We start from the raw sequence: 18,880 nt of genomic DNA, 5'->3' as shown, positions 1-18,880 counted from the left end.
CTCCGTCGCTGATCGATGAGGTGCACACCGCATCTCGTCCCCCGTACTACGAACTACCGCAACCATTTGGTTCACCCGGGACGCCACAGTCGTGGTGTTTGCTATCTCACAGTTGGAAGTACAAAGAATCGGGCACTTCTGTCGACTTTGGTGATCTAATCGAGTTTGATGATTTTGTCAGAGCGATTGTCCGCCGGCCCGCTGCCGCCCTAGCCGGAGCTGGGACTGGGGCTGTGATCAGTGGGCGAAACGTGGTCCTGTGCGGGCTGCCGACAATCCGATTGCCTGAAGGTCAGGCGGGTAGGCCGATCAAGTCGGCGATGAGATTCATCTGGTGTTCGAAGTAGTCGCCGACGGCAGTGATGGTGCCGTCGAGGCGGCCGAAGATCTCGAAGGTGACGAGCCCGAAAAGCTGTGTCCAGCCGAGGAATACGCGGTCGAGCACCTCTTCGGGCAGCCCGGACTGCTGCTCGTCGATGAGGATGCGGAGATCGCCGCGCACAGAGTTGGGCAGCGGCGTGGCCAGCGGCGCGGGCCGTAGCAGGCCAGCGCTTTCGGCATCGGCGGCGATGTCGGCGAGCAGCAGGACGACGGTGGCGGCGGGCGCGATGGTGTCCCGGGGCGCTGTGTAGCCCGGGATGGGGCTGCCGTAGAGCAGGCCGTATTCGCTGGGATTGGCGGTGGCCCAGTCCCGCACGGCCGTGCAGACGGCGAGCCAGCGGCCGCGTTGGTCGCCGGTCGGCCGGGCTTCGGCCGCGCGGGCGGCGGCATTGCCGAGCGATTCGTAGCTTTCCAGGATGAGAACGGTGAGCAGGTCGTCGCGGCTGGGGAAGTAGCGGTAGAGCGCGGAGGCGACGATGCCCATGTCGCGGGCGACTCCGCGCAGTGAGAGTCCGGCGCCGTCGGCGGCCAGCCGCTTCCGGGCGGTGGCCTTGATTTCCTCGATCATTTCGGTGCGGACGCGGGCGCGCAGGGATGCGGCGGACATATCCGCAGTGTAGAGAACGGGAAACCATAGGAGAACAGTAGACAACCAAGAGAACACTGTTCTTGACTGGGAACGCTGTGCTCGCTTACCGTCGAATCATCCCGAGAACACTGTTCTGAATGAAGAACGCCAGACCGGATCGAGGACCTCATGTCCCTGCACGTCGTCATCGGAGCGGGCCCCGTAGGTACCGCCACCGCACTCCTGCTCGCGGCCCGCGGCGAGCACGTCCGCCTGATCACCCGCCGCGGCTCCGGCCCCGAGCATCCAGCCGTCGAACGCGTCACGGCCGACGCCACCGACGCTGCTGCCCTGGTCGCCCACTGCCTGGACGCGACCGCCGTCTACCAGTGCGCCCAACCGGCCTATCACCGCTGGCCGCAGGACTTCCCGCCGCTGCACCGCGCAGTGCTGACCGCCGCGGAACACTCCGGCGCAATGCTGGTCACCGTCGGAAACCTCTACGGCTACGGCGAATTCGACGTTCCGGTCACCGAAGACCGGCCGCTGCGCCCTAATTCGGTAAAGGGCCGTGTACGCGCCGAAATGTGGGCGGAGCAACTGGCCGCACACGAGGCCGGTCGCATCCGCACCGCGGAGGTGCGCGGCTCGGACTACCTCGGCCCCCACGCCACCTCCGCAGCAACCACCCTGCTGCTCCCGGCGGTGCTGTCCGGCCGACGCGCCCTGGTCCCCGCCGATCTCGACGCACCGCACACCTGGACCGCCACTGCCGATGTGGCCCGCCTGCTGGTCGCGGTCGCCGCAGACGAATCCGCCTGGGGCAAGCCTTGGCACGTGCCCTCGGCTGCGCCGCTATCGGTGCGCGCCTTGGCCGAGCTGCTCGCGACGGTTGCGAAAGCCCCGCCCGCCCGCGTCACGCGCATGCCTGCGGCGATGCTCTGGTCGGCGGGCCTGTTCGTTCCGTCCGCCCGCGAGATCCGTGAACTGCGCTATCAGTTCGATCGCCCGTTCGTCATGGATTCCTCCGCCGCGACGGCACATTTTGCCCTCGACCCGACCCCGCTCGACGACTCTCTCCGGGGGACCGTCGACGCCTTCCGGAGCCTCGCCGCCCGGCAGTGACAGGAGCACCGACGATGTCCACCTCGAAGGCGCTGCGGACCAGGTATCGGCGCGCGTGGCGTTGCCGATCGTGGCAGCCATGGTATGCATGAACGCTGGTTTCATCGGTCTGGGCGCGGTATTCGACTACCCGCGTGTGCTGTCGCGCCCGAGCGCGGAGGGTGCTGTCGCTGTTCCGGGCGCACGAGGCCGCGGTGGTGTCGTGGTTCTCGGTGCTGGTGTTCGGCGCGGTGCTGTTCGTCCCGATCGCGGTGCTGGCCGGGCGTCTCGATGATTCCCCGCGCATGCGGTGGGCGGTGCGGGCCGGTGCGGCGGCGGGCGTGGTGCAGGCGATCGGTCTGCTGCGCTGGCCGCTGCTCGTGCCGTCACTGGCCGAACGCGCTGCCCATGCGGGCGAGAGTAGTTCTGCGACAGCTGAATTCGAGCTCTGGAATCGAATACTCGGCTCGCCGCTGGGGGAGACCTGCGGCTACGCGCTGACGGCCGCCTGGACGGTGCTGGTGGCAACCGCCCTGCCGCGCAACGGTTTCCCGCGCTCGTTCACCGCGCTGGGGGTGGCCGCGGCCGTCCTGATCCTGACCGGCGTTGCAGCGCCGTGGCGGGTCTTGGCCGGACAGCAGCTCAACTTCCTGGGCTATGTGCTCTGGAGCGGGTGGATGCTGGCGCTGGCCGGTTTCGCGATCCGCCGTTCGCTGCTCATCCTCGCCGCCGTCACGCCCAGCCGTCCGACCTGCGCCGATGCCGAAGGTATCTGGCAGGTGGCTTGCCCGCGCTATCAGCCCTCGCGGGCAAGCCGCGTCAATTCGACTGTCGCCGAACGCAACTCGCCCGCGGAATCGATCGGCATCACATAGCCCACCCGGGTCCGCGCCACACCCCGCGGTGTCACGACCCGCAGGTCCAGCCCATACCGATCGGCTCGCTCGCAGCTCGCCTCGGTCGCGTCCGGATACCCACCCAACACCTGCGCCATCGACAACAGCGCATCGGCGTGATCATCATTGAGATGCGTGATCGCCCGCCCCGCCAACGGAATGACCGGATCCGGCGCAGCCGCGAGATACTGCTCGGCACTCGCCGAATCCATCCGCCCATACCCGCCGACCCAGCGAATCCGCCGCACCCGCAACACCCACAGCGAGAAATCGCTGTAATCCACGTAGTACTTCGCCGCGGGCACCGCCGCCAGATGGGCCTCGCGCGCCGCATCCGCCTCCGCACCGACCGGACGCTCCACCACACCGGCCAGCGTGATCCGCGTTCCGGCCAACGGATCGGCGGGCATCTCCGGCGCCACCACCGACAGGCTGGCCCGCGGGTCGGCCGCGAGATTGCGCCCGTGCTCGGCCATCCGCGAGACGCACAGCACCGGCTGCCCCGCCAGCAGCCCATAGGTGACGAACGACGCCCATGGCCCACCGTCCTCGCTCAAACTCGCCAAGGTGGCGATATTCGTGACCGCCGCAACGGTTCTGGCCTCCTCGGCCGCGGAGGGCCGGGCGGGATTCACCACCGGCACGGTCGGTTGTGGAATCGAAGGCGCGTCGCCCGGATCACCATGATCGAGAGTCATACCGTCCATCCTCTCAGGTATCCACGGCCTGTCCACGGAGGTATCCCGGCCCCGGCAACGAGCCTGATGGCGGAGCGCAGCCGCACCACGTAGCGACGCGGGAGCGCAGACATCGGACACCCGAAACACCGACGACCGGATATCGAAGCGAGCGATCGCGCGCGCAATGGCGGCCGATCGGGAAAACTGGCGTGCGTGACCCGATACGCATTCGACGCCGACCGCAACGCCCTGGTCGCCATCTGGGCGACCGGACGCGGCGATCTCGCGACAACAGTGGCCCAACTGCCACCGATAAACCCCGACCAGGCAACGAGTTTGGCGTCGAATCTGACCACCCTGTCCCGCTTCCAGTGGCGCACCTACACCCATCCGGCAAGCGCCGCAGGCGATCCCGATGTCCCCAATAGCGAAGCCTGGCGGCGCGCGGAGGAGCGCCGCAACTTCAAGGAGGTCGAGGCCGGGATCCGCACCCCGAACCTGCCCACCGACCGCGGTCTGATCGTCTCCTACAGCGGTGTGGTCGAATCCGCGCATCGCGTAGGCCGCACCCTGCACGCTATCGACGATGCCACACTGCGCGACACCATCGCCGCCGAAGTCCGCACCGAACAGGCCGCCATCGAATCCGCTGAACTCGGCGACCTGTCCGGCCGCGCCCGCCAAGCGGTCGAACTGTCGCGCCCGGACGTCTCACCCGCCCAGGTGCAGGCCGCCGACGAACTGCTGCGCGCCGATCCGCTCGGCACCATCGAACTGTTCACCGAACTCGATCCCGCCTCCGCCTCCGTCGCGGCCGCGCATTGGCTCTACGCCGCCGCCGAAGTAGCAGGCGAACTCGCGGGTGTGGCGACCGCCGACGTGGTCGTCGAGGCCGACGATATCGAGGCACTGCAAGTCGAGACCCCGACCCTGGTACTGGAACGCCTCACCGCCGGTGAGACCCCGACCGAGATCGTCGTCGACCTCATCGCCGAGGCCATGGCCGTCTCCGAGGGGCATGTGCCAGCACCGTGGGCCGTGGTGGCCCGCGTCGCCGAAATCGAAGAGCAGGCCCGCAAATTCGACCTCGACGGTGCCACCCGCGCCGCCCTTCTCGACGAATTCCGCATCAGCCGCCTCGATCCCACCCGCCCGGCGCTCGACCTCCTCGAAGACCTCCTCGACGGCATCCGTGGCTGCCTGCTGCTGTATGCGACCCACACCGCGGGTGCGGACGCGCAGGTCGAAGCCCAATTCGCCGAAGATGTGCGGGGTGAAGCCGATACTCACTCCGATCAACTGTTCTGATCGGGTCCACTGGCGATCGCGGCTGTGCCGCAGCGGTTCCTGTTCGGGCCGGTAGGTCGTAGCGCCCACTCTCGTCCGCGGAATACCCGGGAGTGGGCGTTGTGGTCTATTCGCTGCGCTGCTGTTCAGCCCGTGCCGCGTATCGTTCCGTGGCTCGGTATGAAGTTCCCGCCGCCCGGTACCCCGGTGCTGGTGTGCCACGGCGACGATACCGACCGCAGCCGAGTGCGCCGGACTGCTGGCGACCTGCCGGCGGCGCGACAACTCAGCGGTGCACTACTACTTCGACTCCCGATCTCCGGATTCGTCCTGCACGTTCGGCGCAGGTCTGTGCTGCTGAGTGCATCGGCGCGGTGACGAAGTGCATGACGCGAGGCAGGTGCGGTTCAACCGCAGCGCATCGACTCGTGGTGCACATCATCGGCGAGCCAACGAACCAGCGCCGCATATACCGTGTCGTGGTTGAGCAAAGTGAAGTGGTTGGCTCCAGCGATGTGCAGACCATTGGAATCGTCGAAACCGATGCGGCGGGCTCGGTTTCGGCCGGAGCCACTGGCGGCGAGGACCAGGCCGTCGCCGAAGAAGCGGCCGAGCGGGTGACGGGGGCTGTGGGTAACCGTGGCGGTGACGAAATAGTGGTCGGCACAGTCCAGCAGCGGCACCTCGCGAATCACTCTGCGGCGCAAGGTGTCCGTGTCCAGACCTTGCCAGTCCTCATCGACGAGCGAACCCTGGCGCAGATCGCGGATGCCGGCACTGCGACGGCGCAGCAGCCGCCCCAAGGGCCGGGTCTCCGGCACCCGCACCAAAGCGGCGGAGGCGTAGTGGACGAGCTGCTCCAGTGGTGCGCCCAAATGCGGTGAGCCGAGACAGACGATATGTCGAACCCGGCGCACCCATGGCAGATCGGCTCGGTCGGCGTCATAGCAGGCGCCCCGCGCGATCAACCCGCCCATGGAATGGCCGACGAGCGCGATCTGCTCGACCGGCACCGGCCAGTTGTCGACCAGGTGCTGCAGCATCCCGTTCAACAGGCGGGCGTTCTCGGAGATATGCAGCCCACTGTTGTACCGGACCAGCAGCGTCGTGCAGTCGAGATCGCCTTCGAGCCGCTCGGCATAGCTGGCCCGCCCGCCGAGTCGCCAGGCATGCTCGGTCTCCACCAGACCGTGCAGAAACACCACAAGCCGCGGGCGCGGATTCGACACCACATCGCCCACCCAACCCGGTGCGACCGGCTCGCCATTGATCCGAAACGTCATCGGCCCGGCCAGAATCGGCCGCTCGTCCGCGAGACTGTCACCGATCAAACCCTGCAAGGCCGCAAGGAATCCGGACCCGTACACCGTGCGCGACGGCACCGGCGCGCCGGGCACATCCACGACCCGCTCGGCGAGCGCTCCCGCCGCGACCGCGGTGCCACCGAGGAGCCGATACACCCCGTCGGTGATCGCATCGTGCACCACCTTGACCGGCTGCGCCGCGGGCCCGACACCCAACCGCGCCGCCGCGAACACCCGATCGGATATGGCACGATGCACCGCCGCGATCCCATCGACCGCCCCACCGATCTCATCGCCCGCCAACCGCGCAAGCGCCTGAATCTCGGCCTGCCGCTGTCGCCCGCCCTCAGTCATATCTTCAGTGTACAACTGTTCACTGAGCTTCGTTTGTCGGCGAAATCAGAGCTGCTGTCGTACAGACGGCGCGCACTTCGTCCAGCGACGCCGCATACCGGTCCTCGTCATCCTTCCGCGTTGGCATCGCCGCTCCGTGTCGAGTCGGATCCCGCGCGACGTACGGTCGTCGAGTTTTCGAGCCGACCGCGTCGACCGGTTCGAACGCGCATGACGAACGGCATTCTTCGTCGCTATGACGGCACGCGGCTCACCGCGACGGCGGATTCGGTGAGACTGCCGAGGTACAGGGTGCCGCTGTGTTCGACGACGCCGGTGACCAGGGCATAGTCGGTGCCCTCGGTCTGCAGGTCGTGCACGATCTTTCCGTCGAAGTCGACCGCGAGCACCCACACGGTCCGCGGCGGCTCGGGCTGCAGCCGTTCCGGTAGCACCCAGATGATGCGGCGCAGAATGCCAGGGAGGGGGAGTAGGCGGTCCAGCAATGGGTTTCGCGGCGAGGGAAGTGTGATCCACACCAAGCCGTCACTGCCCAGTGCCATATTGTCCGGGAAGCCGGGCAGGTTCTCGATCAGCAGGTCGTGGGTGCCCGCCTTGGGGCCGCTGAGCCAGTAGCGGGTCACGCGGTAGGCCGCGGTTTCGGCGACGAGGACGCAAGAACCGTCGGGGGAGACGACCACCCCGTTGGCGAATTGCAGTCCGTCGATGAGGGTTTCGAGTTTGCCGGACGGATCGAGGCGGAACAGGCGGCCGGTGCCGGAATGCTCCAGTAGATCGCCCCGCCACTGGTGTAGGGGAAAACGCCGCGAGGACGACGAGAAGTAGATCGTGCCATCTTCGGCGCGAACCACATTGCTGGCGAAGGGGAGTGGTTCACCGTCGACCTCGTCCACCAGCACATCGAGTGTGCCCGCGCTGTCCAGGCGCAGTAGTCCACGCTCGAAGTCGCAGATCAGAATCGACCCATCGGCATCGGCATGCATGCCGAGCGGCCGACCGCCGGTATTCACCAGGAGGGTTGCCGCACCGTCCGCGGGGTCGATGCTATAGATCGAACCATCATCGACCCCTGCGATAACCCGGCCCTCCGCAGTGCGCACCACATCCTCGGGCCCGGCGCCCGGGAGTTCCAGCCGGGTGATCGGGGGAAGTGGTGTGGCGCTGCGCGTTTCGCGAGCGCGGGGTGGGGCGGTGGGTGGTGTCCAGCGCTGCGGCTGCATTGTCGATCCAGCGACCATGGCTCAGCCTATCCCGGCATCGGCAACCAACCGCATCGAACCGACCGCTCGAAGGCATGATCATACGTAGATATGCGCATCTATGCATGATAGCCACTCGATAAAGCGGCAAACAACTACGTCCGGCTACGCCGGACGCCGCATAGACGAGAGGGGGCACAACCTCCTTGGCAAGGCACGTGGGGTCCAGATCTGAGAAATCTGGCGCTTAGCAAATCATGTTCTGGCTGAAGGTGATTCGTGCTGCGCCCGAACGCCGTTGACCCTTTCTGGCGTATTCCGGAACCGCCGCATGTCGCATCCGGATCTGGCGGCACTGCACGCGCTGATGATCGACCGGCATATCGTCTGGGCGCGGCGTCGTGACCGCATCCGGCGGGATTGGACGATCGCACCGGGGCGGCCGGTGCCGTGGGCCCGGATCGGGGAAGCGTTCGGACTCACCGGCCAGGTGGCCGTGTCGAGCAGGCCGCGGGCCTGGCCGTAGGGCAGGGGGTGCCGTCAACGACCGTGTCACCCGGTGCATGAAGCCCTGTTTGGCCAGGTAGCCGCCGTGATGCCTATTCTTGTTCGCTCGATGGCGTACGCGCGTCACCGCACCAGGTCGGCTAGCTCGCCCGTTTCCAGTAGGGTCTTGAGGTCGGCGAGGACGCGCGGCCAGCCGCGGCTGATGCTCTGCAGTACCTTGCTGCCCGGCATGAAGCCGTCATGGACGACGGTGAGTTTCACCAGGCCTCCGGTGTCTTCCAGGTGGAAGGCCACCTTGGAGCGCGGCTCTGGTGTCCCCCCATCGCACGTCGTCTTGTTGTGCCACGTGTACGCGAGGCAGCGAAACGGATCGGATTCCAGGACAACCTGTTCGGGGTCATCGGCGATGCGGCCTTCGCCGGTCGTCACGACGATGGTCGAGCCGGGCCGCCAGTCCGACTCGAAGGTGTATCCGGCCCAGTACCGCCGGGTGAAGGCGGGCTCCGTCAGCGCCCGCCACAACCGTTCCGGTGTGGTGCGAATATAGGTGGTGTAAACGAATTCGGTGCCGCTCGTGTCCAACGGGGTCTCTTCCAAGGCTTGTTTCAGATCCGCCAGGGCCTCGACGCGGGCCCGGTCGTATCGGTTGATCCATCGCTGTGCGATCTCGTTGATCGGCGCGGCGTTGAGATAGTGGAACTTCTCCCGGCCCCGCCACACCGCGGTGACCAGGGTGGCGTGCTCCAGGACCGCCAGGTGCTTGCTCACGGACTGCCGGGCCATGTCCAGGCCGGCGCACAGTTCCCGTAGCGTCTGGCCGTTGCGGGCGTTGAGACTGTCCAGGAGCCGGCGCCGGGTCGGATCGGCCAGGGCTCGGAAGATCTCGTCCACCGGCGCGATCAGTTCCAGCTGCTGGCGCGGGGCATCGCGGCGACGGGCTGCCAGGCACCGTTCTCCAGCCCGTTCTTCAGACTGAACAGGAATTGCCCCCACCGGGTGGAGCAATGGTGCATGAACTCCACCGGCTCACTCCAGTTCGCGTGGGTGAACTTCACGACCGTCTCCTCCGCCACGGGTCCGGGGTAGATATCGAACGTGATAGTAGTGCCGACCCACTCGGCCGGGCCGTCCACGCATTCCCACACCACCCGCTCACCCGGGACGAGCTCGGCCACCCGCACGATGAGGACGGGCTTTTCCCCGCCGCCGAACTCGAGTTCCTTCTCGACGTCGCCGCTCGTGGGCATCCACCACTTCGACACCCCCTCGGGCGTGCTCACGGTGTCGTAGACCTTCTGCTGTGGGGCGTAGACACCCACACGGTGCCGGATATCAGCCATGATGATTCTCCTTTGCGATAGGCAGCCTTTCTGCTGCCTATCGCAATTATGCAGCCGATCGGCTGCATGTCAAGCGCGGCCGACGGATCCTGATTTCCGTGCTCGAGCCCGGGGGCTTATGGAGGGGGGATGGAGGAGGTGGGGCGTTTTGTTGCGCTGTGAGGGGAGGTGCTGATGGGGGTCTCGTGAAACCTCGAGGTGATCGCGCAACGACCGGCCGAACCTGGCGGCTGTGCCGTCGCGGGTGGAAGTCATTCATTGCGAGGGCCTGGCGCGACGTGTGGGGGAGGGGGTTTGGGGAGGTTGCGAAATCGAAGTGGGGCGCGGGGAATGTTTGGGGCGCTGAACGTTTCGCTGACGGGCGGACCAAGCAGCAAGCGGGTGCGCTGGACCTGCAGTAGCTGCAGACGGTGATCTATGCGTCGGAAGAGGTCATCTAACTTGCGACAGTAATCATTGGACTATCTAGATATGCGAATTGATCTATGAAAGACTCCACTGCGGCATAGATCGAGCAGATCAGAAGACCAAAAGCGGCAAAGACGTCCGGGAGGGTTGCCGTGAGTAGAGGCTACGGCGGGCTCGTTGGAGACCGAGGTGATCGGTCTCCAACGAGTGAGCCGCTAGGGGTTAACAGTGAAGACGTGCCACAGTATGGCGAGGGTTGCCAGGGTGAAGAAGGGGGACAGGATCCAGGTTTCGACCTTGTTGCCGGTTCGCTCGATGACCGGCAGGCTGGTGCGCAGGGAGAAGGGCCAGAAGAGTCGGCAGCCCTTGTCGGTGAGGCAATCACCCAGGAGGTGGGCGAGTGCGCCGAGGCCGACGGAGAACGGTAGCCATGCCGGTTTGTCGGTGATCCAGTGGTCCATTGCGAAGGTTCCTGCCGCGGCCAGGATGATGATCGTGCCCCATGCTTCGATGCCGTCGCCGGAGGGGCAGAGGTGCAGTGCCCGTACCGCAAGGGCGAGCAGGAAGAAGACCAGTCCGAGGGTGAAATAGCGTCCGATCCAATGTTCGCCCGCCCAGGTTCCGCAGGCGACGGCGATGACGAAGGCGAAGGAATGGGTGGCGTGCCGATGCCCGCCGGAGATCCAGGAGATCAGGCGGCACAGGTGATAGGAGATCGGACCGAGCACATGCGCGATGGTGCCGTTCGGATGGTCGGCATCGGGTAACAGCGCGGCCCCGGCCGTCAGGAAGGTGCCGAGTAATACCTCGACTGCGCCGAGATGCGCATCCCCACTGGGCAATACCGGATATACCAACGCCGAGATGGGCAGCGTCGCCGCTGCCACCGACCAGGCGAACGCGCCACTGGTCGCATGTGAATGTCCTAGCACCGCATGAACGTTAGTTGACCTTAAGCCGTTTCAAACAAACGCGACTAACCCGTGGGTGAAAAGGTATCGGGGGGAGGTGATTTCACCGACAGCGGGCAGACACGTTCGGTGTGCCCGTTGCGCATGGAGCATCCGGCGAACGGTCCGTTGGGATGGAGCAGCACGTTCATATGGCTATCGGCATGGTCGAGAAACCACAGCGATAAACCCAATGCATCATTGAGCCGATAGCGTTCCCAGGATTGCCAGAGCGCTTCCAGGCGCGCGACGGCCTCGGAGTGCCGCCACCATTCGGGGCACCAGGCCATGCCGTTATCGGCCACCTTGCGGCGGTAGACCAGGGATAGGTAGTTCTCGACGAACTCGACTACCGATCCATAGACCTGTGTCCGCTGTTCTTTCATGGCGCCCCCGCAGCCCGTGGCATTCCGAACAGATTCGAGAGTAGTCACGAAATCTACTGAGGTCCTTGGTGAAACCTTGCATTATTCGGGTTGCCGGGATCGCGGATCGACGATCCGATCCAGGGCATGCAGATCCGATTCGAGTGCGTAGAAGATGCGTAACGCAGCGACAAAGGCAAAAAGACAGACGGTACAGAGGATGACGGTCGGACCGATCACCGTTTGCTGCTGCGCCGGATTGAGGCAGATCAGACCGGTCGCGACACCGATCAGTGGTACCGATGCGGCGATGCCGAGATATATCCGGCTGCGTCGGGCCAGTCGTCGCAACCGGACGGCGTCGTCGGGGAAGGTCTGCCCGGTGCCGAGCAAACCAGGGTAGTACCAGCGCAGCACAAAGAACGTGACGGGGAAGTAGGAGTACACGACCGCGACCGCGGCCGCGACGATCAGGGATGCGATGAGGTTGACCATGAATCTCGTGGTGAGGTCGGCGCTGGCCTGCAATTGGGGCAAGAAGATCGCCAGCGACAATGCCCAACCGGTGAACGAGACCAGCGTGATGCGGTCGCCACAGGCCAGGGTGTCGGCGCGGGCGTGTGCGAGGGTCTGCTCGTCGAAGCGTTTACCGCGCCGCAGTCCGTAGGGCACGAGGAACACCCGTCGACACCAATACAGCAGCACGACAATGCCGATGGGGTAGCCGATCACGCCGATCAGGACCGCGAGGCGGAAGAGGCGGGCGCTGTCGTCGGGGGAGAGTTCGTTGTTGAGGAGCCGGGCGTTGTGCGCCCAAAGGTACAGCACGCCGAGGAACTGCCCGAGCACGCTGGACAGCGTTACCACCGGCATCGGCCGCATCTGTAGTTTCGCGCGGAGGCTGTGTGATGGCGGATCGACGAGGTCGCGCGCCGCGCGGTCGAGGGTGAGGTCGAGCTGGTTGGCGAGTGCGGCGCCGGTGGCGAATCGGTCGGCCGGATCGGGTGCGAGGCAGGTGAGCAGGGCATGCTGAAGAACCGCTGGACAGTCCGGTGGGATATCGGCGGCCAACCGATCGACGATCGGCCGGCGGCGTAGTGCGATCATCCGCTCGAGCGAGGCATCCGATTCGCCCGCGCTGCGTCCGTCGTCGAAGGGGACTCGGCCGGTGAGCAGCTCCCAGAGCACGACGGCGAGGGCGTAGAGATCGCTGCGTGTGTCGAGGTCCGCGGCGTTGGTGGTCATGTTCGGATGGCAGGCCTCGAGTTGTTCGGGGGACATGTAGGCCAGTGAGCCACCGAAGTAGGCCGCCGGGCTCGCGCCGGGGATGTGTGTGCTGAAGCTGATATTGAAGTCGGCGAGTTTGGGTTGTCCGTCGACGGTGAGCAGAACATTGGCGGGTTTGATGTCGCGATGCAGCACGCCTGCGTGGTTGGCGTAGTCCAATGCCGCTGCGAGCCGACTGCCCAGCCACGCAACGGTTTCCGGCCAGCTGAGCCGCGCGAGCTGGGCACGGGTCTCCGATGGTTGCGGTTCGAGCACCCCGGCGCTGGCCGCGGCCTCGTCGACGGCGTCGAGCAGTAGTCTGCCGGTCTTGCCTCGAGCTCCGGTGCGGCGTAGCCGCCGTAGTACGCCGAGCAGGGTGCCGCCCGGCACGTACTGCATGTACATCAACTTGAGGCGCTGTTCAGCGATGTGCCGTTGGTCGAAGACGCGCACGATGTGTTCGTGATCGAGTTGGGCCAGCGTTTGTCCCTCGCTGCCGCGGTCGTGGGAGATCTTGACCGCCACCAGCCGGTGCATCGAGCGCTGTCGCGCCAGGAAGACCCGCCCGAACGCGCCCTGGCCGAGCAGGATCAACATGTCGAAATCGTCAACGGTCGCGCCGGGATTGATGGTGTCGAGGGTGGCCTGCGCGGCCGGATCGGCGAGCAGTGTGCTTCGGAAGTGATCGGCATCGAGCCGGTCGGCGATCTGCGTCATCTGCTGGGTATATCGCTGCTCGTACTCGGTGAGATCGAGATCTTGGTCGAGTTGGCGGCGCGCGGTGATCTCCTCGTAGATCAGATCCGGCGGCAGTGGGGCAATGTCGAGTTCGGGGAATTCGGCTCGGTACTCGTCGAGGCGTTTACCCGCCTGCCTGCGTATCGAGCGGTGGTGCAGATCCACCTTGATCAACTCGATCAACGCCGACCGCCGCAACGAACTCTCGGCCGGTAGGTGAGCAGACAGTTCAGGCGGTTCGGCCGCGGACTCCCACGCGCCCGCGAACTCGGTCACCGCATGTGCTAGCACGGTCTGTGCCACCTTCGCGCGGTCGCCGCCGCTTTGCGGTGGTACCGCGCCGGGCTGCGTATCCATCGTCGGCTCACTCGATCTGCTGGGCGTCCCCGGACAGAACCGAAATATGCGGTTCCCGACGCCCGTCATTGATCCTAGTCGCCGGGCTGGCCCAACCGGTCGATTCGTAGTTGAGTAATCGCGGCGGAAGGCGCCGCTCGACCAGCAGGAGGAGATCTACATGAGCACGCTGTCGGATCGACCGAACACCGCATTGATAGTGATCGACGTGCAGAACGGTGTCGTGGGGGAGGCGTATCAGCGGGATGCGGTCGTCGCCAATATCGGCACACTCGTCGAGCGGGCGCGCGAACAGGGTGTTCCGGTCGTCTGGATCCAGCACGCCAGTGCGGAGCTGGTGCCGGGCAGTGCGCTGTGGGAGTACGTCCCGGAACTGGTGCGTGCGGAATCGGAGCCGTTGGTGCACAAGAGGTTCGGCGACTCGTTCGAGGATACCGAGCTGGCGCAGGTGCTGGCCGAGGCCGGTGTCGGGCGTCTGGTGGTGACCGGCGCGGAGACCGATGCCTGCATCCGGTCCACCATCCACGGCGCCTTAGCGCGGGGTTATGACGTGACGCTTGTCAGCGATGGACATACGACCTTCGACAAGAGCCAATGGGGTGCGCCTGCGCCGGAGCAGGTCATCGCGCACACGAACCTGTACTGGCGCCACCAGGCCGCGCCCGGGCGCACGGCTGCGGTCGCGGAGACCAAGGAAGTCAGCTTCCTGGACTGAAACGCACCGCGCCCCGCGAACTGTGGCAGTCGCGGGGCGCGGCACATTCGGATCAGACCAGGTCGAACCGGTCCAGGTTCGACACCTTGACCCATGCGGCGATGAAGTCCTTGACGAACTTCTCCTTCGCATCGTCGGTCGCGTAGACCTCCGCGAGTGCGCGCAGCTGCGAATTCGACCCGAAGACCAGGTCGACGCGGCTGCCGGTCCACTTGACTGCGCCGGTGGCGCGATCCTTACCCTCGTAGGTCTCCTCGTCGGACGAGGCCGGCTCCCACTTCGTGTTCATGTCCAGCAGGTTCACGAAGAAGTCGTTGGTCAACGCCCCGGGAGTCGAGGTGAACACGCCCAGCGGCGACTGGTTGTGGTTCGCGCCGAGCACGCGCAGACCACCGATGAGGACCGTCAGCTCCGGAGCGCTGAGGGTCAGCAGGTTCGCCCGGTCGATGAGCAGGTATTCGGCCGGGACGCGGCTGCCCTTGCCCAGGTAGTTGCGGAAGCCATCGGCCGTGGGCTCGAGTGCGGAGAAGGACTCCACATCGGTCTGCTCCTGGGTGGCATCGGTACGTCCCGGTGTGAACGGCACCTCGACGTCGTATCCGGCGTTCTTGGCGGCCTGCTCGATGGCCGCGGCGCCGCCGAGCACCACGAGATCGGCGAACGACACCCGGGTGTTGCCGGTTTGCGCGGAGTTGAAGGACTCTTGGATGCCCTCCAGGGTGCGCACCACCTGTGCGAGTTCGTCGGGGCTGTTGGCCTCCCACCCGCTCTGCGGCTGCAGACGGATGCGTCCGCCGTTGGCGCCGCCGCGCTTATCGCTGCCGCGGAACGACGCGGCCGCCGCCCATGTGGTCGAAACGAGTTGGGCGACAGTCAGACCCGAGGCCAGGATCTGGCTCTTCAGCGCGGCGATATCGGCCGCTCCGATGAGGTCGTAGTCAGCGGCGGGGACGGGGTCCTGCCACAGCAGGGTCTGCTCCGGAACCTCCGGTCCGAGGTAACGGGCCTTGGGGCCCATGTCGCGGTGGGTCAGCTTGTACCACGCCTTGGAGAATTCCTCGGTGAGCTCTTCGGGGTGGTCGAGCCAGCGACGGGTGATCTGCTCGTAGACGGGATCGACTCGCAGCGAGAGGTCCGTCGTCAGCATCACCGGGGGATGCGACTTCGACGGGTCGTGGGCGTCGGCCACGGTGCCCGCTCCTGCGCCATCCTTGGGGATGTACTGCCAGGCACCGGCGGGGGACTTGGTCTTCTCCCACTCGTAGCCGTACAGGGTCTCGAGGAAGCTGTTGTCCCACTTGGTCGGGGTGGGCGTCCAGGTGCCCTCGAGGCCACTGGTGATCGCGTCCTTGCCGACACCGGTGCCGAAGGCGCTCTTCCAGCCGAGGCCCTGCTCTTCGAGTGGCGCGGCCTCGGGCTCGGGGCCGACGAGGTCGGCGTCGCCGGCGCCGTGGGTCTTGCCGAAGGTGTGGCCGCCGACGATGAGCGCCGCGGTCTCGACATCGTTCATGGCCATGCGGCGGAACGTCTCACGGATGTCGATGGCCGCCAGCTGGGGATCCGGATTGCCGTTGGGGCCTTCCGGATTCACATAGATCAGACCCATCTGGACCGCGGCCAGTGGATTCTCGAGATCCCTTGTGCCGGTGTAGCGTTCGTCGCCGAGCCAGGTCTGTTCGGGACCCCAGTAGACGTCCTCCTCGGGCTCCCACTGGTCGACACGGCCACCGCCGAAGCCGAAGGTTTCGAAGCCCATGTCCTCCAGGGCCACATTGCCCGCGTAGACGATCAGGTCGGCCCAGGACAGCTTCTTGCCGTACTTCTGCTTGACCGGCCACAGCAGGCGACGTGCCTTGTCCAGGCTGGCGTTATCGGGCCAACTGTTCAGCGGCGCGAACCGCTGCATGCCGGCACCGGCACCGCCGCGGCCGTCGTTGATGCGGTAGGTGCCCGCGGCATGCCAGGCCATCCGGATGAACAACGGTCCGTAGTGGCTGTAGTCGGCGGGCCACCAGTCCTGCGAGGTGGTCATCACCTCCACGATGTCGGCCTTCACGGCAGCCAGATCGAGGGTTTTGAATTCCGCGGCGTAGTCGAAGTCCGCGCCCATGGGGTTGGCTACGGCCGGATTCTTCTGCAGGATTTTGAGATTGAGCTGGTTAGGCCACCATTCACGGTTGCTGCTTCCGCCCTCGGCCGGGGACTTGAGCCGACCGGACATAACGGGGCAACCACCGGCGGTGGGTTCCGTATTAGCTTCTCCGATGGGCGGATGTTCCTCAGGCACGGCAATTCCTTTCGGGGGAGTGAGTGAAACGGGCTGTGATCACGGCTGTGATCCGGACAGGGGTGGTGTCTTGGTCTTGCAGTCGGGGCACAGACCCCAGTAGATGACCTCGGCCTCATCGAGAACGAAACCGTTGTCGTGCGAGGCGGTCAGGCACGGCGCCTCGCCGACGGCGCAATCGACATCGGCGATGACGCCGCATGATCGGCAGACGACGTGGTGGTGGTTATCGCCGACCCGAGTCTCGTAACGCGCGACCGACCCCATTGGCTGGATGCGCCGGATCAGCCCCGCGGCGGTGAGTGCGCGCAGCACGTCGTATACGGCCTGATGAGATACCGCGCCGAGGGTGTCGCGCACGCGGCCGAGGATCGAGTCCGTATCGGAGTGCGGATGCTCGTGCACAGCGGTCAGCACGGCCACCCGCGGCGCCGTCACGCGTAGCGCGGCTCCACGCAACATCCGCTCGAATTCCGAAGTCGTGGACACATTCAGAAGTATGACTCATTCAAGTCTCCGCCGGGAGGCTTTCGCAAAACCTCGAGACGATCCCACAACCACCCGCCCCCGCCACCCACCCCGACTCTGTCGAACCAACAAATCCACCGATCAGCCACCGTGAGGTCTGGCGATTGCCGTGAGGTAAGCGATTGCAGAACGAAGCCGATCCGGATCATCGCCGAACGCACCGAGACCGGCATTGCATGGTGGGCACAGGAGTCCGCGTACCGCGCCGGTGGTGTGATCGTGGTCGACGGCAAGGGGGACCTTGAACAGTGTTCGACCATCCTTGCGGGGACGGCCGCCAACCTTCGATAGGTCGATGTCGGCTTCCTTGGCACCGCATATGCCGCAGCGGAACTGCTGTTCAGCCCGGAAGCGGTCATATTGTTCCGGTGTGATCCGGTATTTGGCCCACAGATTGGCGCGTCGAATCTCCGCTGGACCTTGGCGCTCTCGTCGAGCTCGTTGCTAGCAGGTATTGCACAGCGGGGATTTCGGACCTGGCTGGGCCATCTGCTTGCGGGATTTGAGCTGACCGCACCCAATCAGGGGAGAGCAGCGGATCAACTCCGAATCGGGAGTTGGAGTCACAACGCGGAGTCTGCCAGCAGCCACCGACATGGACTTTACTTGACATAGTGTTGATTATCGGCGTTGCAGCGGAGGTGCTGGGAGTGGGGGGCTCTGCTTGTATGTCGTTGGTATGTATCAGGTTTCGGGCTTCAGCTCGCTGAGCGCCGGGCTGCCCGCCCGACTGCTGTGTGCGGAAATGTGCGTTTCATTCGCGCAGTCGGCGCCGGGTTCACGATCTGTCCAATGTAAATATTCCGGCGAAACTCGAATTTTGACGGATAAATGTCGAATCAGCTCAATCTTTGATGTATAGGCGCTCTGGCCTCTGCTCCCCTGCATCTCGCGCGACACCCTCAAAACGTCACAGTGACGATTTAAGGGGTGTTGAGGGTTGGCTGGATTGCATCGGAATCGGTTGATTTCTGGTTATCGGGCGGATCTTCGGTACCCGGCGACGCCTCGGTCGATCGGCGCGCCTGTGATGCCGGGAGCCTGCCATTCGACTCCTTCTGGGAATCCCTTCCGGTCGGTACTCTTTATAGGTACAAAAGGTGCTGATCAGCGGTTTTCTGAACATTGGTCCAGTAATGGTGTGGCCATCGCGCGTCGGCTCGAACACCTGAACTTCGCCGCGGTATCCCCGCAGGTGGGAGTGTCCATTCCGGCCGGACGGCCGCAGTTGTCGGCGTGCGCACGGCATAAGGTCCGCAACCCGGACGACAGGATGACAACGGTGAACGAACAGCTCTGGTAGCTGGAGGTGGATGATGGCCAAGAAATTCGACGGACATATCGCGCTCGATATTCGTGATTCGGTGCCCGACTGGGGGCCTTATGCGGAGCCGACCGCGCCGCAGGGTGCGCCGAATGTGCTGTATCTGGTGTGGGACGACATCGGGATCGGTACCTGGGACTGCTACGGCGGTCTGGTCGATATGCCGAATATGAAGCGCATCGCCGATCTTGGTGTCCGGTTCACCCAGTTCCACACCACCGCGCTGTGTTCACCGAGTCGTGCCTCCCTGCTGACCGGTCGGAATGCGACCTCGGTCGGTATGGCGACCATCGAGGAATTCACCGATGGCTTCCCGGGCATG

At 65.4% G+C, this 18,880-nt stretch carries 20 protein-coding genes; 8 read left to right on the top strand and 12 right to left on the bottom strand.

Annotated features, from left to right (window positions below; translation table 11 throughout):
* Positions 1 to 292: 292 nt before the first annotated feature.
* Complete coding sequence (locus ABZW16_RS22245) at positions 293 to 988, bottom strand: WHG domain-containing protein (RefSeq protein ID WP_354957867.1); 696 nt, start codon at positions 986 to 988, stop codon at positions 293 to 295.
* A gap of 150 nt (positions 989 to 1,138) precedes the next feature.
* Between ABZW16_RS22245 and ABZW16_RS22240 the strand changes: the two genes are divergently transcribed.
* Both ABZW16_RS22240 and ABZW16_RS22235 read left to right on the top strand, forming a co-directional pair.
* A complete protein-coding gene (locus ABZW16_RS22240; RefSeq protein WP_354957866.1) occupies positions 1,139 to 2,074 on the top strand; it encodes an NAD-dependent epimerase/dehydratase family protein in 936 nt (311 codons plus the stop codon).
* Between the two features lie 161 nt (positions 2,075 to 2,235).
* Positions 2,236 to 2,928, top strand: a complete 693-nt coding sequence (locus ABZW16_RS22235) for a DUF4386 family protein (RefSeq protein WP_354957864.1) — start codon at positions 2,236 to 2,238, stop codon at positions 2,926 to 2,928.
* On the opposite strand, the gene ABZW16_RS22230 is transcribed toward ABZW16_RS22235, so the two are convergent.
* Complete coding sequence (locus ABZW16_RS22230; protein WP_354957863.1) at positions 2,850 to 3,647, bottom strand: DUF2470 domain-containing protein; 798 nt, start codon at positions 3,645 to 3,647, stop codon at positions 2,850 to 2,852. The genes ABZW16_RS22235 and ABZW16_RS22230 overlap by 79 nt on opposite strands.
* A gap of 195 nt (positions 3,648 to 3,842) precedes the next feature.
* Between ABZW16_RS22230 and ABZW16_RS22225 the strand changes: the two genes are divergently transcribed.
* Both ABZW16_RS22225 and ABZW16_RS22220 read left to right on the top strand, forming a co-directional pair.
* A complete protein-coding gene (locus ABZW16_RS22225; protein WP_354957862.1) occupies positions 3,843 to 4,937 on the top strand; it encodes a hypothetical protein in 1,095 nt (364 codons plus the stop codon).
* 132 nt (positions 4,938 to 5,069) lie between these two features.
* Positions 5,070 to 5,294, top strand: coding sequence for a hypothetical protein (locus tag ABZW16_RS22220; RefSeq protein ID WP_354957861.1), 225 nt, complete (start codon positions 5,070 to 5,072; stop codon positions 5,292 to 5,294).
* Positions 5,295 to 5,323: 29 nt separating this feature from the next.
* On the opposite strand, the gene ABZW16_RS22215 is transcribed toward ABZW16_RS22220, so the two are convergent.
* Both ABZW16_RS22215 and ABZW16_RS22210 read right to left on the bottom strand, forming a co-directional pair.
* Entirely contained in the window at positions 5,324 to 6,574 is a 1,251-nt protein-coding gene (locus tag ABZW16_RS22215; protein ID WP_354957860.1) for an alpha/beta fold hydrolase, read from the bottom strand.
* 233 nt (positions 6,575 to 6,807) lie between these two features.
* Positions 6,808 to 7,812, bottom strand: coding sequence for an SMP-30/gluconolactonase/LRE family protein (locus ABZW16_RS22210; protein ID WP_354957859.1), 1,005 nt, complete (start codon positions 7,810 to 7,812; stop codon positions 6,808 to 6,810).
* A 292-nt stretch (positions 7,813 to 8,104) separates the two neighbouring features.
* On the opposite strand from ABZW16_RS22210, the gene ABZW16_RS22205 reads away from it, so the two are divergent.
* Positions 8,105 to 8,299 carry a hypothetical protein gene (locus tag ABZW16_RS22205; RefSeq protein WP_354957858.1) on the top strand — a complete coding sequence of 65 codons (195 nt, stop codon included), beginning with the start codon at positions 8,105 to 8,107 and terminating at the stop codon, positions 8,297 to 8,299.
* 104 nt (positions 8,300 to 8,403) lie between these two features.
* On the opposite strand, the gene ABZW16_RS22200 is transcribed toward ABZW16_RS22205, so the two are convergent.
* From ABZW16_RS22200 to ABZW16_RS22180, 5 genes are all read right to left on the bottom strand, one after another.
* Positions 8,404 to 9,171 (bottom strand): metalloregulator ArsR/SmtB family transcription factor, encoded by a 768-nt coding sequence (locus ABZW16_RS22200; protein ID WP_354957904.1) that lies wholly within the window; start codon positions 9,169 to 9,171, stop codon positions 8,404 to 8,406.
* A gap of 8 nt (positions 9,172 to 9,179) precedes the next feature.
* Entirely contained in the window at positions 9,180 to 9,620 is a 441-nt protein-coding gene (locus ABZW16_RS22195; RefSeq protein WP_354957857.1) for an SRPBCC domain-containing protein, read from the bottom strand.
* Between the two features lie 623 nt (positions 9,621 to 10,243).
* Positions 10,244 to 10,960, bottom strand: coding sequence for a metal-dependent hydrolase (locus ABZW16_RS22190; protein WP_354957856.1), 717 nt, complete (start codon positions 10,958 to 10,960; stop codon positions 10,244 to 10,246).
* Positions 10,961 to 11,004: 44 nt separating this feature from the next.
* Positions 11,005 to 11,364 (bottom strand): DUF4913 domain-containing protein, encoded by a 360-nt coding sequence (locus ABZW16_RS22185; protein ID WP_354957855.1) that lies wholly within the window; start codon positions 11,362 to 11,364, stop codon positions 11,005 to 11,007.
* Positions 11,365 to 11,445: 81 nt separating this feature from the next.
* Complete coding sequence (locus tag ABZW16_RS22180; RefSeq protein WP_354957854.1) at positions 11,446 to 13,704, bottom strand: serine/threonine-protein kinase; 2,259 nt, start codon at positions 13,702 to 13,704, stop codon at positions 11,446 to 11,448.
* Between the two features lie 160 nt (positions 13,705 to 13,864).
* Here ABZW16_RS22180 and ABZW16_RS22175 point away from each other — a divergent pair, with 160 nt between their 5' ends.
* Positions 13,865 to 14,419 carry a cysteine hydrolase family protein gene (locus tag ABZW16_RS22175; RefSeq protein WP_354957853.1) on the top strand — a complete coding sequence of 185 codons (555 nt, stop codon included), beginning with the start codon at positions 13,865 to 13,867 and terminating at the stop codon, positions 14,417 to 14,419.
* A gap of 52 nt (positions 14,420 to 14,471) precedes the next feature.
* Here ABZW16_RS22175 and katG read toward each other — a convergent pair whose 3' ends face one another.
* The 3 genes from katG to ABZW16_RS22160 form a co-directional block, all read right to left on the bottom strand.
* Positions 14,472 to 16,706: a catalase/peroxidase HPI gene (katG, locus tag ABZW16_RS22170; protein WP_354957852.1), complete on the bottom strand. Its 2,235-nt coding sequence runs from the start codon at positions 16,704 to 16,706 to the stop codon at positions 14,472 to 14,474.
* Positions 16,707 to 16,745: 39 nt separating this feature from the next.
* Complete coding sequence (locus ABZW16_RS22165) at positions 16,746 to 17,195, bottom strand: Fur family transcriptional regulator (protein ID WP_354957851.1); 450 nt, start codon at positions 17,193 to 17,195, stop codon at positions 16,746 to 16,748.
* A gap of 120 nt (positions 17,196 to 17,315) precedes the next feature.
* On the bottom strand, positions 17,316 to 17,627 hold the full coding sequence (locus tag ABZW16_RS22160) for an endonuclease VII domain-containing protein (RefSeq protein ID WP_354957903.1): 312 nt from the start codon (positions 17,625 to 17,627) through the stop codon (positions 17,316 to 17,318).
* A 748-nt stretch (positions 17,628 to 18,375) separates the two neighbouring features.
* Between ABZW16_RS22160 and ABZW16_RS22155 the strand changes: the two genes are divergently transcribed.
* Positions 18,376 to 18,537, top strand: a complete 162-nt coding sequence (locus ABZW16_RS22155; RefSeq protein ID WP_354957850.1) for a hypothetical protein — start codon at positions 18,376 to 18,378, stop codon at positions 18,535 to 18,537.
* Positions 18,538 to 18,550: 13 nt separating this feature from the next.
* A partial coding sequence (locus tag ABZW16_RS22150) for a sulfatase-like hydrolase/transferase (protein ID WP_354957849.1) occupies positions 18,551 to 18,880 on the top strand: 330 nt, incomplete at its 3' end.

The organism is Nocardia sp. NPDC004604 (assembly GCF_040609795.1).
GTDB lineage: Bacteria > Actinomycetota > Actinomycetes > Mycobacteriales > Mycobacteriaceae > Nocardia.
The sequence above is the reverse complement of the archived record's forward strand: the minus strand, read 5'-3'. Positions and strand labels throughout refer to the sequence as shown.

Excerpts from the sequence above, each read along its gene's own strand:
- ABZW16_RS22245 (WP_354957867.1), bottom strand. The coding sequence starts at position 988 with ATGTCCGCCGCATCCCTGCGCGCCCGCGTCCGCACCGAAATGATCGAG.
- ABZW16_RS22240 (WP_354957866.1), top strand. The coding sequence starts at position 1,139 with ATGTCCCTGCACGTCGTCATCGGAGCGGGCCCCGTAGGTACCGCCACC.
- ABZW16_RS22230 (WP_354957863.1), bottom strand. The coding sequence starts at position 3,647 with ATGACTCTCGATCATGGTGATCCGGGCGACGCGCCTTCGATTCCACAA.
- ABZW16_RS22215 (WP_354957860.1), bottom strand. The coding sequence starts at position 6,574 with ATGACTGAGGGCGGGCGACAGCGGCAGGCCGAGATTCAGGCGCTTGCG.
- ABZW16_RS22210 (WP_354957859.1), bottom strand. The coding sequence starts at position 7,812 with ATGGTCGCTGGATCGACAATGCAGCCGCAGCGCTGGACACCACCCACC.
- ABZW16_RS22205 (WP_354957858.1), top strand. The coding sequence starts at position 8,105 with ATGTCGCATCCGGATCTGGCGGCACTGCACGCGCTGATGATCGACCGG.
- ABZW16_RS22195 (WP_354957857.1), bottom strand. The coding sequence starts at position 9,620 with ATGGCTGATATCCGGCACCGTGTGGGTGTCTACGCCCCACAGCAGAAG.
- ABZW16_RS22185 (WP_354957855.1), bottom strand. The coding sequence starts at position 11,364 with ATGAAAGAACAGCGGACACAGGTCTATGGATCGGTAGTCGAGTTCGTC.
- ABZW16_RS22180 (WP_354957854.1), bottom strand. The coding sequence starts at position 13,704 with ATGGATACGCAGCCCGGCGCGGTACCACCGCAAAGCGGCGGCGACCGC.
- ABZW16_RS22175 (WP_354957853.1), top strand. The coding sequence starts at position 13,865 with ATGAGCACGCTGTCGGATCGACCGAACACCGCATTGATAGTGATCGAC.